The sequence below is a fragment of the Ruegeria sp. BB10 genome, from assembly GCF_056535725.1.
The window spans coordinates 3,166,382-3,182,200 of sequence record NZ_JBQFIW010000001.1; the positions used below are offsets into that span (position 1 = coordinate 3,166,382).

The 15,819-nt window shown below is 59.8% G+C and carries 16 protein-coding genes and 1 pseudogene; 12 read left to right on the forward strand and 5 right to left on the reverse strand.

Going from position 1 to position 15,819, the window contains the following annotated elements; genetic code table 11:
* Positions 1–75 precede the first annotated feature (75 nt).
* The 3 genes from ACR3EP_RS16265 to uvrC all read left to right on the forward strand — a co-directional run bounded on the left by ACR3EP_RS16265 (position 76) and on the right by uvrC (position 4,004).
* Positions 76–1,038: a calcium/sodium antiporter gene (locus ACR3EP_RS16265; RefSeq protein ID WP_480638672.1), complete on the forward strand. Its 963-nt coding sequence runs from the start codon at positions 76–78 to the stop codon at positions 1,036–1,038.
* A gap of 21 nt (positions 1,039–1,059) precedes the next feature.
* A complete protein-coding gene (locus ACR3EP_RS16270; protein ID WP_170397050.1) occupies positions 1,060–1,839 on the forward strand; it encodes an SDR family oxidoreductase in 780 nt (259 codons plus the stop codon).
* 290 nt (positions 1,840–2,129) lie between these two features.
* Entirely contained in the window at positions 2,130–4,004 is a 1,875-nt protein-coding gene (uvrC, locus tag ACR3EP_RS16275; protein WP_480638673.1) for an excinuclease ABC subunit UvrC, read from the forward strand.
* On the opposite strand, the gene ACR3EP_RS16280 is transcribed toward uvrC, so the two are convergent.
* Entirely contained in the window at positions 4,001–4,885 is an 885-nt protein-coding gene (locus ACR3EP_RS16280) for a DMT family transporter (protein WP_170361254.1), read from the reverse strand. The two genes, uvrC and ACR3EP_RS16280, sit on opposite strands and share 4 nt — an antisense overlap.
* A 181-nt stretch (positions 4,886–5,066) precedes the next feature.
* Between ACR3EP_RS16280 and pgsA the strand changes: the two genes are divergently transcribed.
* From pgsA to ACR3EP_RS16295, 3 genes are read left to right on the forward strand one after another with little or no spacing between them, the layout of a single operon-like run.
* Complete coding sequence (gene pgsA / locus ACR3EP_RS16285) at positions 5,067–5,735, forward strand: CDP-diacylglycerol--glycerol-3-phosphate 3-phosphatidyltransferase (RefSeq protein WP_170350739.1); 669 nt, start codon at positions 5,067–5,069, stop codon at positions 5,733–5,735.
* Positions 5,736–5,738: 3 nt separating this feature from the next.
* Complete coding sequence (gene moaD / locus ACR3EP_RS16290; RefSeq protein WP_170361256.1) at positions 5,739–5,984, forward strand: molybdopterin converting factor subunit 1; 246 nt, start codon at positions 5,739–5,741, stop codon at positions 5,982–5,984.
* 1 nt (position 5,985) lies between these two features.
* Positions 5,986–6,429, forward strand: coding sequence for a molybdenum cofactor biosynthesis protein MoaE (locus ACR3EP_RS16295; protein ID WP_480638674.1), 444 nt, complete (start codon positions 5,986–5,988; stop codon positions 6,427–6,429).
* A gap of 35 nt (positions 6,430–6,464) precedes the next feature.
* Here the strand turns inward: ACR3EP_RS16295 and ACR3EP_RS16300 are convergent.
* The 4 genes and pseudogenes from ACR3EP_RS16300 to ubiA form a co-directional block, all read right to left on the reverse strand.
* A pseudogene (locus ACR3EP_RS16300) lies at positions 6,465–7,234 on the reverse strand (isocitrate lyase/PEP mutase family protein).
* A gap of 114 nt (positions 7,235–7,348) precedes the next feature.
* Complete coding sequence (locus ACR3EP_RS16305) at positions 7,349–7,669, reverse strand: hypothetical protein (RefSeq protein ID WP_058281823.1); 321 nt, start codon at positions 7,667–7,669, stop codon at positions 7,349–7,351.
* 1 nt (position 7,670) lies between these two features.
* Complete coding sequence (locus ACR3EP_RS16310; protein ID WP_480638675.1) at positions 7,671–9,587, reverse strand: OmpA family protein; 1,917 nt, start codon at positions 9,585–9,587, stop codon at positions 7,671–7,673.
* A gap of 64 nt (positions 9,588–9,651) precedes the next feature.
* A complete protein-coding gene (ubiA, locus tag ACR3EP_RS16315; protein WP_170397064.1) occupies positions 9,652–10,614 on the reverse strand; it encodes a 4-hydroxybenzoate octaprenyltransferase in 963 nt (320 codons plus the stop codon).
* 12 nt (positions 10,615–10,626) lie between these two features.
* Here ubiA and ACR3EP_RS16320 point away from each other — a divergent pair, with 12 nt between their 5' ends.
* From ACR3EP_RS16320 to ACR3EP_RS16345, 6 genes are all read left to right on the forward strand, one after another.
* Positions 10,627–11,352: a 16S rRNA (uracil(1498)-N(3))-methyltransferase gene (locus tag ACR3EP_RS16320; protein ID WP_480638676.1), complete on the forward strand. Its 726-nt coding sequence runs from the start codon at positions 10,627–10,629 to the stop codon at positions 11,350–11,352.
* 230 nt (positions 11,353–11,582) lie between these two features.
* On the forward strand, positions 11,583–12,158 hold the full coding sequence (locus ACR3EP_RS16325; protein WP_226689288.1) for a hypothetical protein: 576 nt from the start codon (positions 11,583–11,585) through the stop codon (positions 12,156–12,158).
* Positions 12,155–12,682, forward strand: a complete 528-nt coding sequence (locus tag ACR3EP_RS16330; protein WP_480638677.1) for a hypothetical protein — start codon at positions 12,155–12,157, stop codon at positions 12,680–12,682. Before ACR3EP_RS16325 ends, ACR3EP_RS16330 begins: the two co-directional genes overlap by 4 nt.
* Positions 12,683–12,746: 64 nt before the next feature.
* The gene (locus ACR3EP_RS16335) at positions 12,747–14,117 is read left to right on the forward strand and encodes a glutamate--cysteine ligase (RefSeq protein ID WP_480638678.1); all 1,371 of its coding nucleotides are present in this window, start codon (positions 12,747–12,749) and stop codon (positions 14,115–14,117) included.
* Between the two features lie 83 nt (positions 14,118–14,200).
* Positions 14,201–15,274 (forward strand): phenylalanine--tRNA ligase subunit alpha, encoded by a 1,074-nt coding sequence (gene pheS / locus ACR3EP_RS16340; RefSeq protein WP_058281830.1) that lies wholly within the window; start codon positions 14,201–14,203, stop codon positions 15,272–15,274.
* A complete protein-coding gene (locus ACR3EP_RS16345; protein ID WP_480638679.1) occupies positions 15,271–15,609 on the forward strand; it encodes a DUF2513 domain-containing protein in 339 nt (112 codons plus the stop codon). The genes pheS and ACR3EP_RS16345 overlap by 4 nt, the downstream gene beginning before the upstream one ends.
* Positions 15,610–15,819: the final 210 nt, after the last annotated feature.

Below are 15,819 nucleotides of genomic sequence, written 5' to 3' on the forward strand. Positions count from 1 at the left end.
ATCGTCAAGGTGTCCGCGCTGCGGGCGGTTCAGGATCGGCAAAGGCCCCTGCGCCTGCGAAAAAGGAGGCCGGACATGACGGCATGGCTGTTATCCGGCCTTGGATTGCTGATCTTGCTGCTGGCGGGTGATGCGCTGGTACGCGGTGCGGTGAACCTAAGCCTGCGCATGGGCGTGCCTGCATTGATCGTTAGCCTGACCATCGTAGCCTTTGGCACATCCGCGCCCGAGCTTTTGATTGCGATCAGCGCGATCAAGGAGAACGCGCCGGGGATTGCGCTGGGCAACGTGGTCGGATCGAACACGGCGAATATCTTACTGGTTCTGGGCCTGCCTGCTTTGCTGGCCACGTTGCACACCAGCGAATGCGACAGTCGCAAGAACTATGTTTTCATGCTGCTCGCTTCGGTTCTGTTCATCGGGCTGGCGTTCTGTGGCGTGTTCAACATGCTCAGCGGGGCCATTCTGCTGGCTGCGCTGGCTCTTGTTTTGTGGAATGCGTTCCGCGAGGCCTATGCGCACCGCAAGGCCTGCGGTGAGGCTTGTTCCGATGATGATGAGTTGGAAGGTCTGGAAGAGGCCGATCCCAACATGGCCTACTGGAAGGTTTCGATCTATCTGGTGCTGGGCCTGATCGGCCTGCCCATGGGCGCGCATCTTTTGGTCGACAACGCGACCGTCATTGCGCGCACCTATGGGGTCAGCGAAACGGTGATCGGCCTCACACTGGTTGCGGTGGGAACATCCCTGCCGGAATTGGCCACCACGGTGATGGCGGCGCTGCGGCGTCAGGCGGATGTGGCGCTGGGTAATGTGATCGGGTCAAACATGTTCAACCTGCTGGCCATTGTCGGGATTGCCACGTTGGTTGGCCCTATTCCCGTAGACCCGGAATTCCTTGAATTTGACTTGTGGGTCATGTTGGGCGCGTCGCTGTTGCTGATCCCGTTCGTGTTTTTCAAGCGGGACATCACGCGTGCCTGGGGCATTGTGTTGACTCTGCTCTACGCGGTCTATGTCATCGTTTTGTTGGCGTAACGTGACGAAGAGGGATCATTCATGACCCGAGCCGTAGTGACTGGTGCCGGAATTCGCCTTGGCCGGGCCATGGCGCTGTATCTGGCGAGTCGCGGCTATGATGTGGCCGTACACTATGCCACCTCTGAACAACCCGCGCTGGAGACCGTGGCTGAGGTTCAGGCGCTGGGGCGCAAGGCGGTCGCCTTGCAGGCCGATCTGCTGGATGAGGCACAAGTCAGCGCCCTGCTGCCCCGCGCGGCCAAGGCGCTGGGCGGACCGATCACCTGTTTGGTCAACAATGCCTCGATCTTTGAATACGACAATATCCACACGGCCACGCGACAAAGCTGGGATCGTCACATGGACAGCAACCTGCGTGCGCCTTTTGTGTTGACGCAGGCGATGGCCGAGCAAGGGCTGACGCCCGACACGGACGACGCCGGAGAGCCCTTGGCCACCGGATTGATCGTCAACATGGTCGACATGCGCGTGCGCAAGCTGACCCCCGAGTTCATGTCCTACACCATTGCAAAGATGGGCCTGTGGGCGCTGACCCGTACCGCCGCGCAGGCGTTGACTCCAGCGATCCGCGTCAACGCCATCGGGCCGGGCCCCACCATGCAGGGCCATCGCCAGAGCGAAGACCACTTCAAGGCACAGCGCGCCAACACGGTTCTCGAGCGGGGCGCGAACCCGTCGGATATCACCGCCGCGCTGGGCTATTTTTTGGACGCGCATGCGGTGACTGGACAGCTGTTATGCGTGGATGGCGGACAACATCTGGGCTGGCAGACACCGGATGTCCTGGGCGTAGAATAAGTAATTCTGCCGTAAGTTTTGCACCGCTCGCATTCCTGTTACCTGCACGTTACAAAAATGTCTTTTTTTTCATACACTTGTCATGTGTAGGAAATAGTTTCGTTTAAAAACAATAAGTTAAAATGCTGCCTAATTTTTGTGCAGATCAAGGAATCCTTAATGAAACAAGGGAAATTCGCGATGCCCGGAAACTTATCTCCACAGTTATCCACAGAAACCGTGGATTTGTTTTCTCTTGATCTGAAAGGCACAAGATTGCAGCCATGGTTAGAGAATCATATCTCAGGCCCATGACCATCCAAGACGACCCAACATCGAACGCTCAGCCCACCGGCTATGCCATCATTCAGCGCTATGTAAAAACGCTGAACAGCTCACCCGGTGTGTATCGGATGCTGGATGGTGACAGCCGGGTTTTGTATGTTGGAAAGGCGCGAAACCTGAAGGCGCGGGTGTCGAATTATGCGCGCCCCGGCCATTCTGGACGGATCGAACGGATGATCGCGGCGACCGCCTCGATGATGTTCCTAACCACGCGGACCGAAACCGAGGCGCTGCTGCTGGAACAGAACCTGATCAAGCAGCTCAAGCCCAAGTACAACGTGCTGCTGCGGGACGACAAAAGTTTCCCGAATATTCTGGTGGCCAAAGACCACTCCTTTCCGCAGATCAAGAAACATCGTGGGGCAAAGAAGGAAAAGGGCGCCTATTTCGGACCCTTTGCAAATGCCGGGGCGGTGAACCGGACACTGAACCAGCTGCAAAAGGCATTCCTGCTGCGCAATTGTTCGGATTCCATGTTCGATAGCCGCACACGACCCTGCCTGTTGTATCAGATCAAGCGATGTTCAGGGCCTTGTGTCGGGTTGATCTCCGAGGAGGATTACCGCGAAAGCGTCAAGGATGCGGAACGCTTCCTGTCCGGCCGGTCGACCAAGGTGCAAGAGGTACTGGCCGAGCAGATGATGGTCGCCTCCGAGGCGATGGAGTTCGAGCGTGCCGCCAGCCTGCGTGACCGTATCCGGGCGCTGACGCAGGTGCAGACGTCTCAGGGCATCAACCCGCGCGGCGTGGCCGAGGCGGATGTGATCGGCCTGTATATGGACAGCGGTCAAGCCTGCGTTCAGGTGTTTTTCATCCGGGCCAACCAGAACTGGGGCAACAAGGATTTCTATCCTCGTGTAGGGCCGGACGTGTCCCCGGCCGAGGTAATGGAGGCGTTCCTTGGTCAGTTCTACGACAACAAGGAACCGCCCCGGCAATTGATCCTGTCGGATGCCATCGAAAACGCCGATCTGATGCAAGAGGCGCTGACCGAGAAGGCCGGGCGCAAGGTGGAGATTCTGGTGCCTCAGCGCGGCGAAAAGCAGGAACTGGTCGCCGGTGCGCTGCGCAACGCGCGTGAATCTCTGGCGCGGCGAATGTCGGAAAGCGCCACACAGGCCAAGCTATTGCGTGGTGTGGCCGAGGCGTTCGATCTGGACACTCCACCCGACCGTATCGAGGTTTACGACAACAGCCACATACAGGGAACCAATGCTGTGGGCGGCATGATTGTGGCCGGCCCCGAAGGGTTCATGAAAAACGCCTATCGCAAGTTCAACATTCGCGGCGATGATCTGACCCCCGGCGACGATTTTGGCATGATGAAAGAGGTTCTGAATCGCCGCTTCACCCGCCTGCAAAAAGAGGACCCGGATCGCGAAAAGGGGCTGTGGCCCGATCTGCTGCTGATAGACGGCGGTGCAGGGCAGGTCAGTGCCGTGCATGAGATTATGCAAACCCACGGCGTCGAGGATATCCCGATGGTGGGTGTCGCCAAAGGTGTCGATCGGGATCACGGCAAGGAAGAATTCCATCGCATCGGCCAACGCCCCTTTGCCCTGAAACGCAACGATCCGGTGCTGTATTTCATTCAGCGCTTGCGGGACGAGGCACACAGGTTCGCCATTGGCACCCACCGGGCAAAGCGCGCCAAAGCCGTGGGGGCGACCCCGTTGGACGAAATCCCCGGTGTGGGCGCGGCACGCAAACGCGCTTTGCTGGCCCATTTCGGCAGTGCCAAGGCGGTCAGCCGGGCCAACTTGGCCGATCTCAAGGCGGTGGACGGTATCTCAGCCGGGTTGGCGCAGAAGGTTTATGACTTCTTCCACGACAAGGGCTAGACCTGCCGTCCGCGCCACAGGATATAAAGACCCGAGGCCACGATCAGCCCGCTACCGATCCACATGGTCTGATCCAGCCTTTCGCCAAACATAACTACGCCCAGGCCGACGCCGAACAGCAGGCGGGAATAGCGGAACGGCGTGACGGCCGAAACCTCTCCTGTCCTCATGGCTTTCATCAGCGATGCGTAGGCGGCTGTTCCCATCAGGACGGCTCCGCCAACATGCAGGCTGGTGTGCAGGTCCACGGGTGCCAGTGGCGCACCTTCCCAGAACCGATAGGCCAGCCCGGCGACGATGATGCAGAGAAAGCCGTAAAACCCCAGCACCTCGGTTCCCAGTGTGGCCGGTGCGGCCCGGCTGGCCAGATCACGCCCAGCAAAACCCAGCATCCCCAGCACGGCCAGAATGGACAGGGCCGTGAAACTGTCTCCGGTTGGTTGGATGATCACCACCACGCCGATCAGGCCGATCAGGATGGCGCTCCACCGTCGCCAGCCGACCGTTTCGCCAAAGAACAAGGCCGCTCCGGCGACCACGACCAGCGGCGTGGCCTGTAGGATCACCGTGGCCGCCGACAGAGGTGTCAGTGTGATCGCCAGCACATAGAACAGCCGCCCGAAGATTTCGAATAGCACGCGCACTTTCATCGGTCGCGACAGCACATCCGGGTGAAACAATCGTGTTCCGCGGACGATCGCGACAATCGCAAAGACCACTGTTCCGCCCGCGCCGAACAACAACAGAATCTGCCATATAGGTAACGTGGCCGAGGCCCCCTTGAGCAGCGCGTCCTCTAACGCGAACAGCGCCATGGCCGAGATCATCCAGGCGCTGCCGATCAGATTTGATCGGGGATCGGTTTGAATATGTGTTGTCATTGCTCTGCCACGTAGAAACCGCGCCAATCTGACCGTAAAGGGATCGCGCGCCAAGGGGGTATCTGGCTGAGAGTTCCAGCTTGCGACCCTTTGACCAACCGTGCCGCAACTGCCTGTGATCGGGTCCGTTTTTTGCGGTGCCGTCTTTTATGTCTGCAACCAGCGATGTAATGTCCAAACCATGAAGTGGAACCTGCCCAATATCCTGACCGTGCTACGCCTTATTGCAGCCCCCGGTCTGGCCGTGATGTTTCTGTATTTTACCCGACCCTATGCGGACTGGTTCGCGCTGATCCTGTTTTTAACAGCGGCGATCACCGACTGGTTCGACGGCTATCTGGCCCGCGCGTGGAAACAAGAAACCAAGATCGGGGCCATGTTGGACCCGATTGCCGACAAGGCGATGGTGGTGATCGCGCTGATGATCCTTGTGGGCTATTCAGCCGAACATTGGACGCCGTGGCTGGTGCTGCCCGCCACCGTGATCTTGTTCCGCGAAGTGTTCGTGTCAGGCTTGCGCGAATATCTGGGCGACACGGCCGGAACGCTGAAGGTGACGAAGCTGGCGAAATGGAAAACCACGGCACAGATGGTGGCGATAGCGGTGCTGTTTTCGCAGGGTATCTTTGAGCATAATTTCGTGATGGGCTCTTTCGGGATGAACCCGGAATTGATTGATCAGGCTCTGACCGGGCAGATCGAGGATGTGAACCACCTGCGCTGGCATCTGGAGGGGATGTTCTGGTCGGGTCGCGTTGGGCTGTGGCTGTTGTGGATTGCCGCGACGCTGACATTGATCACCGGCTATGACTACCTACGTAAAGCCATGCCCCATCTGAAGGAGAGTTAAGCGATGGACGTGCTGTATTTCGCCTGGGTTCGCGAACGGATCGGTCTGCCGAAAGAGCGGGTCGAGACCGAAGCCGCGACGGTTTCCGATCTGGTTGCCGAACTCAGTGCGCGCGAGGACCGCTATGCCGCAGCTTTCGCAGACCTGTCCGCGCTGCGGGTGGCGCTGGATCAGGAACTGTCGGACTTTGACGCTTCGCTGGTCGGCGTGCGCGAAGTGGCGTTTTTTCCGCCCATGACAGGCGGCTAAGATGCGCATTGCGGTTCAGGAAGAAGAGTTCGATCTGGGGGCTGAGGCCAACGTCTTTGCCGTAGGTGACGACGCCAACGGGGCGATTGTGACCTTCACCGGTGTTGTGCGCGATCTGGCCTCGCGCGATCTGGATGTGATGGAGATAGAGCATTACCCCGGCATGACCGAACGGGCCCTGACCAAGATTGCCGAAGAAGCGCAGCAGCGCTGGTCTTTAGGCGATGTGCTGGTGATCCACCGTCACGGACGGCTGGCACCGGGGGACCGGATCATGATGGTCGCCACGGCCGCGCGGCACCGTAAGGATGCGTTTGAGGCGGCGGAGTACCTGATGGACTATCTGAAATCCCGCGCACCGTTCTGGAAGAAGGAAATCACCAATTCCGGCGCGCAATGGGTCGACGCCAAGGACGAAGACGAAGACGCGCTGAACCGCTGGTGACATTGCCAGCCGTGCACAGAATGTGACCGTCAATCTCAACTCAAAAGCCTGTTAAGTTCTTCGCCGGGGATCGCATCCGCCGAATAGCTGAAGGTGCCTTTTGATTTCACTTCGTCAGCCGCCCGCTTCAATGCGCCAAACGCAGCGCGCGCAAATGATCCGCCGACGCTGATCCGTCGAACGCCTGCGTCGGAAAGTTCGGATACGGAATAGACAGGTCCGCTGAGTCCCATCACCACATTCACCGGTTTGTCGACTTCGCGGCACACGGTTCTGATTGCGTCCAAATCCGGCAGACCGGGGGCGTACAACACGGCAGCGCCTGCTTCGGAAAACAGCTGCAAGCGTTTGATCGTGTCACCCAGTCCGCGCGGCCCCAAAGGTAATTCTCTGCCCTTGCGGTCAACAGGAATGGCAAATCCGCAGCGGCTTCCGCGGCCGCCTGAATGCGGTTAACCGATTGGTGCAGATCGTAGATCGGGGCATCTGGATTGCCGGTCGCATCTTCTATTGACCCGCCAACCAAGCCTATGTCCGCCGCCATGCGAACGGTTTCGGCACAGGTTTCGGGTGCATCTCCAAAACCTGCCTCAAGGTCGGCGGAAACGGGCAGGGGAACCGCTTTGACGATGTCTGAGGCATTGTCCAGCAACTCATCCCTGCTTAGGTCAGCAAAAGAGTCGCGTTTGCCTTTTGTGAACGCATAGCCGGCACTGGTTGTCGCTAAGGATTCAAAGCCCAAATTGGACAGCAACCGGGCCGAGCCCGCGTCCCAGGGTTGGGCATGACAAAGCCTTGGACCCAAAGTGCAGGTCTCTGAACTGTTCGAATTTGACTCTTTGATTTGACATGGATCGCCCTCACGTTTGGGACGACCCTACAGCAATGTAACCGGATTCAGAGCGAAAAATCCGGTTCCTCAATCTGCGTTGTTGATACGTCCACGCAGTTCTTCGGCCTCTTGTCGGGCGGCGCGCAGACCGTCCATGGCGGCGGCCAGTTCAGCCTCGGCCTGAGTCAATTGATTGGTCAGTTCGGCCTCGCGCTGTTGCAGGTAGGTGATCGCCTGATCGCGGGTTTCTTCGGCCTCGTGCAGCTCTTGGCTCATGCGGTCCAGATCGGCCACGTCACTTTGGCGCACGCGTGACAGGCGATGGGCCAGCCAGTTGGCGAACCAGCCCATGCAAAAGGCCGAGAACAGGATAATGGCGGTGGCGATGATGAATTCGATTCTGTTCAACTTACTGGTCCCCTGCATCCGCGTCTGAGGCGGTATTGTCCGTCTGTTCGCCCTCGATCATTTCCGCCTCGATCGCATCCAGCCCGGTTTCCGGGTTCTCAACCGGTTCGGGCCGGATCAGGCGGAACTCGATCCGGCGGTTTTCTTCGCGGCCTTCTTCGGTGTCGTTATCGGCAATGGGCTGCGTTTCCCCGTATCCCATGGCAGTGAAACTGGCGGTGGGCACCCGGCGCGCGCGCAGCTCGTTCAGGATCGATTGCGCCCTCGATTGGCTAAGCTGTTGGTTCATCTCTTCCCGGCCCTGACTGTCGGTGTGGCCTTGAATCTCAAGCCTGATGGGGCCGCATTCGCGCAAGATGTCAGCAATCTGGTTCACCGTATCGCGCGAGTCGGTGGCAACAGTGGCCGAGCCAGGTTCAAAGGCGATCTTGGTGCCCGCCTGAACCTCGGCGATGCGTTCCTCGCAAACTTCGGGATCAGGCAGTTTGTCGGCGGGTTCGGGGGGTTCCTGATGGGTGATCGACAGGGTGAATTCCTGTGCGTCGCCCAGCTTCTCGGACAACAGACCCGCGATCTGCGCCTTTGTGTCGGGGTCATGGCTGACACCGGACAATTCAAGATCATCCGGCGTCACCGTCAAAGCACCGTTATGCAGTTGGGCCAGCGCCTCAAGCCCGGTCAGAATGCGCACGGGCCAGCCCGTCGGCAGGCCTTCGGGCGCAATGCGGGTTGCGGTGTGGACCTGTTCCGACCCGAAGGCAGCGCGGGCATAGCTGTCGACCATGTCGCGCTGGGTGTCGTCGCCCAGCCGTCCGCGTATCTGCACCAACCCCTCGGGGCTGCGTGTGGCGGTGAATTCGGGGGGGCCGGAAACGGTATCGGTTTCCGGGGGCGGTAGGATCGCGTGCAGGGCAAAGACCGGAGGCAGCGCATTTTCAAGCTCGCCCACCACGCGATCAAAGGTCCCGGCATCGGTGCCCTGCGCCGCTGCCAGCGTGATATCCGCATCCGACATCGTAACCGATCCGCTACCCAGATCCGCCAGCGCCTGAATGCTCAGCGTGGCGGCGTCAGACCAACGTGGCGAGGGTACGCCCAATCCGATGGTGCAGGAGTAGGTGGCGCTCAGACCGGCCTCTTTCGCTGCGGCAATGATGGCATCGCGGGCTTTTTCGTCTTGCGCCGAACAGGCGTCGAACTGGCCGCCATTTTCGTCGATCAAAAACCGCAACGTAAAAGGCGTGATCACCGGGCGCGGGGCCGAGATCGCCAGGCCGATCCGCAGGCTGGGCGGCGCGGCACGGGTAAGGCTTTGTTCCAGCCGTTCCTTTTCCTGCTGGCTGTCGGCAATTGCGGTGATCTTGACCAGACCCGGGCTGGCCGAGATCTTGGCGCGGGGTAGGCTGGTCAGCGACTCGACGGCATAGGTGATCGCGGCGTCCCAGCCTTTTGGCTTGGGGTAATCGGCGGTTTCCATCAGGTCTGACACTTGGCTGCCATCGCTCAGATCACGCAGCCGCTCCATCAGTGCCTCGCGGTCCTGACTGGTTGGGATCAGGCCGATCACAGAAATCCCGCTGTCGTTGCGCAAAATCTCAGCGGAAAACCGGGGGGCGGCCAGTTGCGAGGTCGGCGCCACATTCATCTCGTCGATCACACGCGAGGTATCGACCTCGGTCCCGGCTGCGGTCAGGGCGTTAAAGCGGGTGGCCTCATCCGTGGCAGTGCCCGTTAGCACAACGCGCAACCCGTCGGAATACACCTCGGCCCAATCGTGCCCCTTCAGGTCCAGCGCACGGCGCACGGCAAATTCAGAGGACTCTTCGACCTTGGTCACCGCAAAGCTGGCCGCCAACAGGCAAAGGCCAGCCGACACGAGGAAGATAAAGGCTACGGCAAAGATATAGGGCAAACGCATGTGCGGGTTAACGACTCCTCAGGCGAATGTGCGAACTCTTACCTAGCCCCGCGCCAAGGTGCAATCAGAGCAACAGTGCGACGCAGAGGAAGATCAGCGGAATAAGGCCGGTGTCCCGATTGGCGCGGAACAATTGCAGCAGCTTCGCGTTATCCTCAAGATCCAGCCCGCGCAATTGCCAAGCCATGTGCCAGCCCATCGCCCATGGCCCGGCCAAGGCCACGGCCAACGACATGATTGAGGCTTGTGCCAGCGCTCCGTCGATGATGGCCAGACCCATCAGGAAAACCGTCGCCACCAGAAAGTACTTCAGCCAGCGCCCTGTATCGGTGCCAAACAGCCGGGCGGTGGATTTGATGCCAATCAGCTCATCATCTTCTGCGTCCTGATGGGCATAAATCGTGTCATAGAACAGCGTCCAGGCGATACCTGCCAAGTACAATATGATTGCAGGCGCACTGACCGTGCCCGTATGCGCGGCCCAGGCCAACAGGATGCCCCAGTTGAAGGCAAGCCCCAGAAACACTTGCGGCCACCATGTGAACCGTTTGGCAAAGGGATAGATCGTCACTGGCAGCAAGGACAGCACACCCATGGCGATGGCGGCCTGGTTGAAGGTTAGCAGAATCCCCAGCGCCAGCAGGCATTGTAGGCCCATCCAGATCACCGCCTGCCGCACACTGACCTGACCGGATGGAATCGGGCGCGAGCGTGTGCGCTCCACCTGCCCGTCAAATTCGCGATCGGTGATGTCGTTCCACGTACAGCCTGCTCCGCGCATCAGGAATGCGCCAAGGGCGCAGCCGATAGCGATCCACAGATCCTCCCACCTGGGATTGCCGTCGCTAAGGATCGCCAGCGCCAGACCCCACCAGCACGGAATCAGCAGCAACCACGTACCGATGGGCCGGTCCGCACGGCTGAGGCGCAGATAGGGGCGGGTGAATTCAGGCGCGTGGGTGTCGACCCAGTTGCCGGATACGGCATCGGCGACCTGGCCGTCTGGTGTTGGGGCGTTGCCTTGCATATGTAAGGCCTCATGAGTGCAAAGATCAGACTGTATGTAGAGCACCCTCTGGGTCAGGGGCAATCCGTTGATTTGACGCGCGAGCAGGGCCATTACCTGTTCGGTGTCATGCGCCTGGCTGTGGGCGGCCACGTGGCCCTGTTCAATGGCCGGGACGGAGAGTGGTTGGCCGAGGTTGCCGAAGCGGGAAAGCGCGGTGGCGTTCTGACCTGTGTGGAACAGACCAAGCCGCTGCAAATGCCGCCCGATCTGTGGTTCCTGTTCGCGCCGATCAAAAAGGCGCGCACTGATTTCATCGTTGAAAAGGCGGCGGAAATGGGTGCAGCTCGGATCCTGCCCGTGCAGACCGAGTTCACCAATTCCGAACGTATCCGACAGGACCGCCTGCAAGCCCACGCGGTTGAGGCCGCCGAGCAATGCGGAGGCACCTTCGTGCCCGGGGTCGCCGATCTACAACGGCTTGACCGTGTTCTGGATGCATGGCCCGATGGCCGTCAGCTGATGTTTTGTAACGAGGCCGAAGTTGGGTCGGCTCTGCGCTTGGCGGCACAGGAGAAGGGGCAGCCCTGGGCCATACTGATTGGCCCCGAGGGCGGTTTTTCGGATCGTGAACGCGTGCGTCTTGTTGGCCTGCCCTTTGCCCATGTGGTCAGTCTGGGCCCTCGTATCCTGCGCGCCGATACGGCGGCCGTAGCGGCGCTGACCATGTGGCAGCAGGCGCTGGGGGATTGGTCGTGAGGCCCCCGCCACGTCTTCATGTGTTGACGGCGACCCGTTCTAACCGAGCGGTTGTGCTTCGACGTGGACCATCCGATCAAGTCGCCGTCCTTTTGTGGAACCGACGCAGCAACCAGATTCAACTTGGTCAATGGCTGAAGGCCCGTGTCCATGAGTTCAGGTGCGATATATCACCAGATGGCCGCCATCTGGTTTACTTTGCTTGCCGAAATGGGCGCTGCTGGACAGCAGTGTCGCGGGTACCTTGGATCAAAGCCCTGGCCTTTTGGCCGCAATCAGACAGTTGGCATGGTGGCGGTGCTTTCACGGATGACGGGCAGTTGTGGCTGAATGGATCAGCGCCGCCCAAAGTTTTGCCAGATGGCCTTTCCCCGGCGGCTACGGATGCCTTTCCTCACGCAACAGACGGCTTTTACATGGGCAATCTTGTTTGGCGTCGGCTTGAACAGCGCGGGTGGAATCATCTGCGTGGCAGCGGATATGACGCCGAATTGCAGCTTGATCTGGTCGCCAATTGGAAACTGAATCAGTCCTTTGTTTTGGGAGCAGGGAACCGCTCGCTTATTTCGTCGCGGTTTGCTTTGGAATCCACAGCGGATCAGTCGCGAAGGGCGCTATACGGATGGGAATGGGCGGATCGACATGGATCCAGCGTGCAATGGGCAGAGGCAGGAGCATTGTGGCAGGCACATATTTCCGGAAACGGAACCCTTGAAGATCGGCGATTGCTTTACGATTTCACGAGTATGGAATTCGAAGCACTATCAGCGCCATACGAAGGCGTAAACACAGGAGCAGACCGTTGAGTTTCATCCGACCCGAAGCCAAACTGACCCTGTGGCGCTGGCGCGAAGTGCTGGTGGCGGGGGCTGTCCTGCTGGTGGGGCTCAGCTGGATCAGCGGCCCCGGTGGGTTGCTGGGATGGCTCGGCTGGGTGCTGGTTCTGGTCTCAGTCGCGCTTGCGGTCATCGGCATTCAGCGTGCCCGCTTCCGCACCGGGGCCGGTGGACCGGGCGTAGTAACCATTGACGAAGGCCAGATCACCTATCTGGGCCCGTTGGACGGCGGCATGGTCGCCGCGCGTGAAATTGAGCGTTTGGCGCTGGACCCGACGTCGTCGCCTGCGCATTGGGTGCTGGAACAACCGGGTCAGCCGGTGCTTCACATTCCTGTGAATGCCGAAGGGGCCGAGGCGCTGTTCGATGTTTTCTCGGCGCTGCCAGGGCTGAAAACCGAACAAATGCTGGCGGAACTGAACAGTGGCACGGGACATCAGGTGGTGATCTGGGAACGTACACCCTCGCGTCCGGCGCATCTCAGGCTGCATTGACACTGGCGCGGTTTCCGACCACGAAAGACCGAACGACAGACACATCAGGATCGGAGAACGGTTCATGTCCATCCCCCAGTCCGGCGGCGGACCGATCGAACGCCATGAGCAACTGGCCGAATATCTGGAATCGGGCTGTAAGCCCAAGCAGGATTGGCGCATCGGGACCGAGCATGAAAAGTTCGGCTATTGCAAAGACACGCTGAAGCCGCTGCCCTATGAGGGCGAGCGCTCGATTCTGGCCGTTCTGAAAGGTCTGCGCGACCTGCACGATTGGGAGCCGCTGGAAGAAAACGGCAAGCTGATCGGCCTGCAAAAAGACGGCGCCAATGTCTCGCTCGAACCCGGTGGACAGTTGGAACTGTCGGGTGCGCCTTTGGAAACCATCCATGAGACCTGTGACGAGGTGAACGCGCATCTGCGCGACGTGAAGGATATTGCTGACAAGATCGGCGTCGGCTTCATCGGTCTTGGTGCCGCGCCAACGTGGTCGCACGACGATATGCCCCTGATGCCCAAGGGCCGCTACAAGCTGATGAATGACTACATGGAGAAAGTCGGCACCATGGGTCGGTCGATGATGCGCCGGACCTGCACGGTTCAGGTCAATATCGACTTTGGGTCCGAGGCCGACATGGTGCAGAAACTGCGCGTTGCGCTGGCCTTGCAGCCGGTGGCGACGGCACTGTTCGCCAACTCCCCGTTCTTCGATGGCAAACCCAACGGCCAGAAAAGCTGGCGCAGCTATATCTGGCAGCATCTCGACGATGCGCGTACCGGGATGCTGCCCTTTGTGTTCGAGGGCGGGTTCGGGTTCGAACGCTGGGTTCAATACGCGTTGGATGTGCCGATGTATTTCGTCTATCGCGACGGTCAGTATATCGACGCGTTGGGACAGTCCTTCCGCGACTTCTTGCAGGGCAAACTGCCCGCGCTGCCGGGTGAAACGCCGACCCTGTCGGATTGGGCCGATCACTTAACCACGGCCTTCCCCGAGGCGCGGATCAAGAAGTTCATGGAGATGCGCGGCGCTGATGGGGGCCCCTGGCGACGCCTGTGTGCGCTGCCTGCGTTCTGGGTTGGCCTGACCTATGATCAGGGCGCGCTTGATGCAGCCTGGGATCTGGTCAAAGGCTGGGACGCGGAAACTCGTGAGGCTCTGCGGGTCGAGGCCGCGAAGGACGGGCTGCAGGCGCAGGTCGGCAACATCAACATGCACGATCTGGCGCGCGAGGTGGTTGCGATCTCTGAGGCTGGTCTGAAATCCCGCGCCTTCCCCGGTGCAGGCGGTCTGGTCCCGGATGAGACGCATTTCCTCAACGCGTTGAAGGACAGCATCGAAACCGGCAAGGTTCCGGCGGATGAGTTGCTGGATCACTACAATGGCGACTGGAATGGCGATCTGACGCGGGTGTTCCCGGAATACAGCTATTGATCCGCGCTGTGCGGCTTGCATTCATCCGGATTGGCCGATAGCAGGTTCTTGACCAAATTCAGGGGCCGGTTTCGGAAAGCGTCATGGACGATCTTAAGTCAAAATATCTGGGGCAGATCGCCGAAGCGGGCGATGAAAACGCGCTTGAGGCGATCCGCGTCGCCGCCGTGGGCAAAAAGGGCGAGGTCGCGCTGAAGATGCGCGAGCTGGGTAAAATGACGCCCGAGGAGCGGCAGGTCGCAGGCCCCGCGCTGAATGCCCTGAAGGACGAGATCAACTCGGCGCTCTCCGCCAAGAAATCCGCGCTGGCCGATGCCGCGCTGGATGAGCGTCTGCGCACCGAATGGCTGGATGTGACTCTGCCGACCCGCGCGCGCCGTCAGGGCTCGATCCACCCGATCAGCCAGGCGACCGAGGAACTGACCGCGATCTTTGCCGAACTGGGCTTTTCGGTAGCCGAAGGGCCGCGGATCGAAGACGACTGGTACAACTTTGACGCCCTGAACATCCCCGGCCACCACCCCGCGCGGGCCGAGATGGACACGTTCTATATGCACCGTGCCGAGGGCGATAACCGCCCGCCGCATGTGCTGCGGACGCACACCTCGCCGGTGCAGATCCGTTCGATGGAGAAACAGGGCGCGCCGATCCGCGTCATCTGTCCGGGCGGCGTGTACCGCGCCGACTATGACCAGACCCACACGCCGATGTTCCATCAGGTCGAGGGGCTAGCCATCGACAAGGACATCTCGATGGCGAACCTGAAATGGGTTCTGGAAGAGTTCGTGAAGGCGTTCTTTGAGGTCGACGATGTCGAACTGCGCTTCCGCGCCTCGCACTTCCCATTCACCGAGCCGTCGGCCGAGGTCGATATCCGCTGTTCCTGGGATAACGGTCAGCTGAAGATTGGCGAGGGCGACGACTGGATGGAGATTCTTGGTTCGGGCATGGTCCACCCCAAGGTGATCGCCGCCGGTGGCATCGACCCCGAGGTCTATCAGGGCTTTGCCTTTGGTATCGGGATCGACCGTCTGGCAATGCTGAAATACGGTATTCCGGATTTGCGGGCCTTCTTTGATTCCGACTTGCGCTGGCTACGCCACTACGGTTTTGCGGCGCTGGATATGCCAAACCTGCATGGTGGTTTGTCTCGTTGAAGCGTGATCGCGATTATATTCGCGAACTGCTATTGGAAATGCAGAATAGTCGCGAGGGGTTTATCCTGCATGCGATGGTTCTTGATCCGTCGGATCACGACGTCAAGCTGGATCACCATCTCGATCTAATGATGGATGAAGGTCTTGTGGCGAAGAAAGATCGTCATGGCTACCGATTGACGCCTCTCGGCCACGATGCGGCAGAAGCGCTGGAAAAGTCTGAGACTTGGTCCAAGCTGAAGGAGGTTGGCCCTAAAGAAGCATATCAGATTATCAAAGATATTGGTTCCTCCTTGGCGGTTACTGCTCTGTCGAAGGTTATGGGATGGGGATAGAACAACGTTGGATGATAGCTATATTGTTCGAGTTGTCATAGCGCGGGGCAAAGGCCGATAGGCCGCCGCGCCATCGCCAGACGGCCCGCACGGGCTGGCGATTTGTCTCCGCAGGCACTCCGTTTGAACGATGCACGGACTTGGCCAGCATAAACCGCCCACCATAACTTGAGGATCGCCACCCCGCGGTCTGGCGATGGCGCGGCTTGT

Coding starts and splice junctions, on each gene's coding strand:
- uvrC (WP_480638673.1), top strand. CDS start 2,130: ATGACCATCCAAGACGACCCAACATCGAACGCTCAGCCCACCGGCTAT.
- ACR3EP_RS16295 (WP_480638674.1), top strand. CDS start 5,986: ATGCGCATTGCGGTTCAGGAAGAAGAGTTCGATCTGGGGGCTGAGGCC.
- ACR3EP_RS16335 (WP_480638678.1), top strand. CDS start 12,747: ATGTCCATCCCCCAGTCCGGCGGCGGACCGATCGAACGCCATGAGCAA.
- ACR3EP_RS16310 (WP_480638675.1), bottom strand. CDS start 9,587: ATGCGTTTGCCCTATATCTTTGCCGTAGCCTTTATCTTCCTCGTGTCG.
- pgsA (WP_170350739.1), top strand. CDS start 5,067: ATGAAGTGGAACCTGCCCAATATCCTGACCGTGCTACGCCTTATTGCA.
- ubiA (WP_170397064.1), bottom strand. CDS start 10,614: ATGCAAGGCAACGCCCCAACACCAGACGGCCAGGTCGCCGATGCCGTA.
- ACR3EP_RS16280 (WP_170361254.1), bottom strand. CDS start 4,885: ATGACAACACATATTCAAACCGATCCCCGATCAAATCTGATCGGCAGC.
- moaD (WP_170361256.1), top strand. CDS start 5,739: ATGGACGTGCTGTATTTCGCCTGGGTTCGCGAACGGATCGGTCTGCCG.
- ACR3EP_RS16320 (WP_480638676.1), top strand. CDS start 10,627: ATGAGTGCAAAGATCAGACTGTATGTAGAGCACCCTCTGGGTCAGGGG.
- pheS (WP_058281830.1), top strand. CDS start 14,201: ATGGACGATCTTAAGTCAAAATATCTGGGGCAGATCGCCGAAGCGGGC.
- ACR3EP_RS16265 (WP_480638672.1), top strand. CDS start 76: ATGACGGCATGGCTGTTATCCGGCCTTGGATTGCTGATCTTGCTGCTG.
- ACR3EP_RS16270 (WP_170397050.1), top strand. CDS start 1,060: ATGACCCGAGCCGTAGTGACTGGTGCCGGAATTCGCCTTGGCCGGGCC.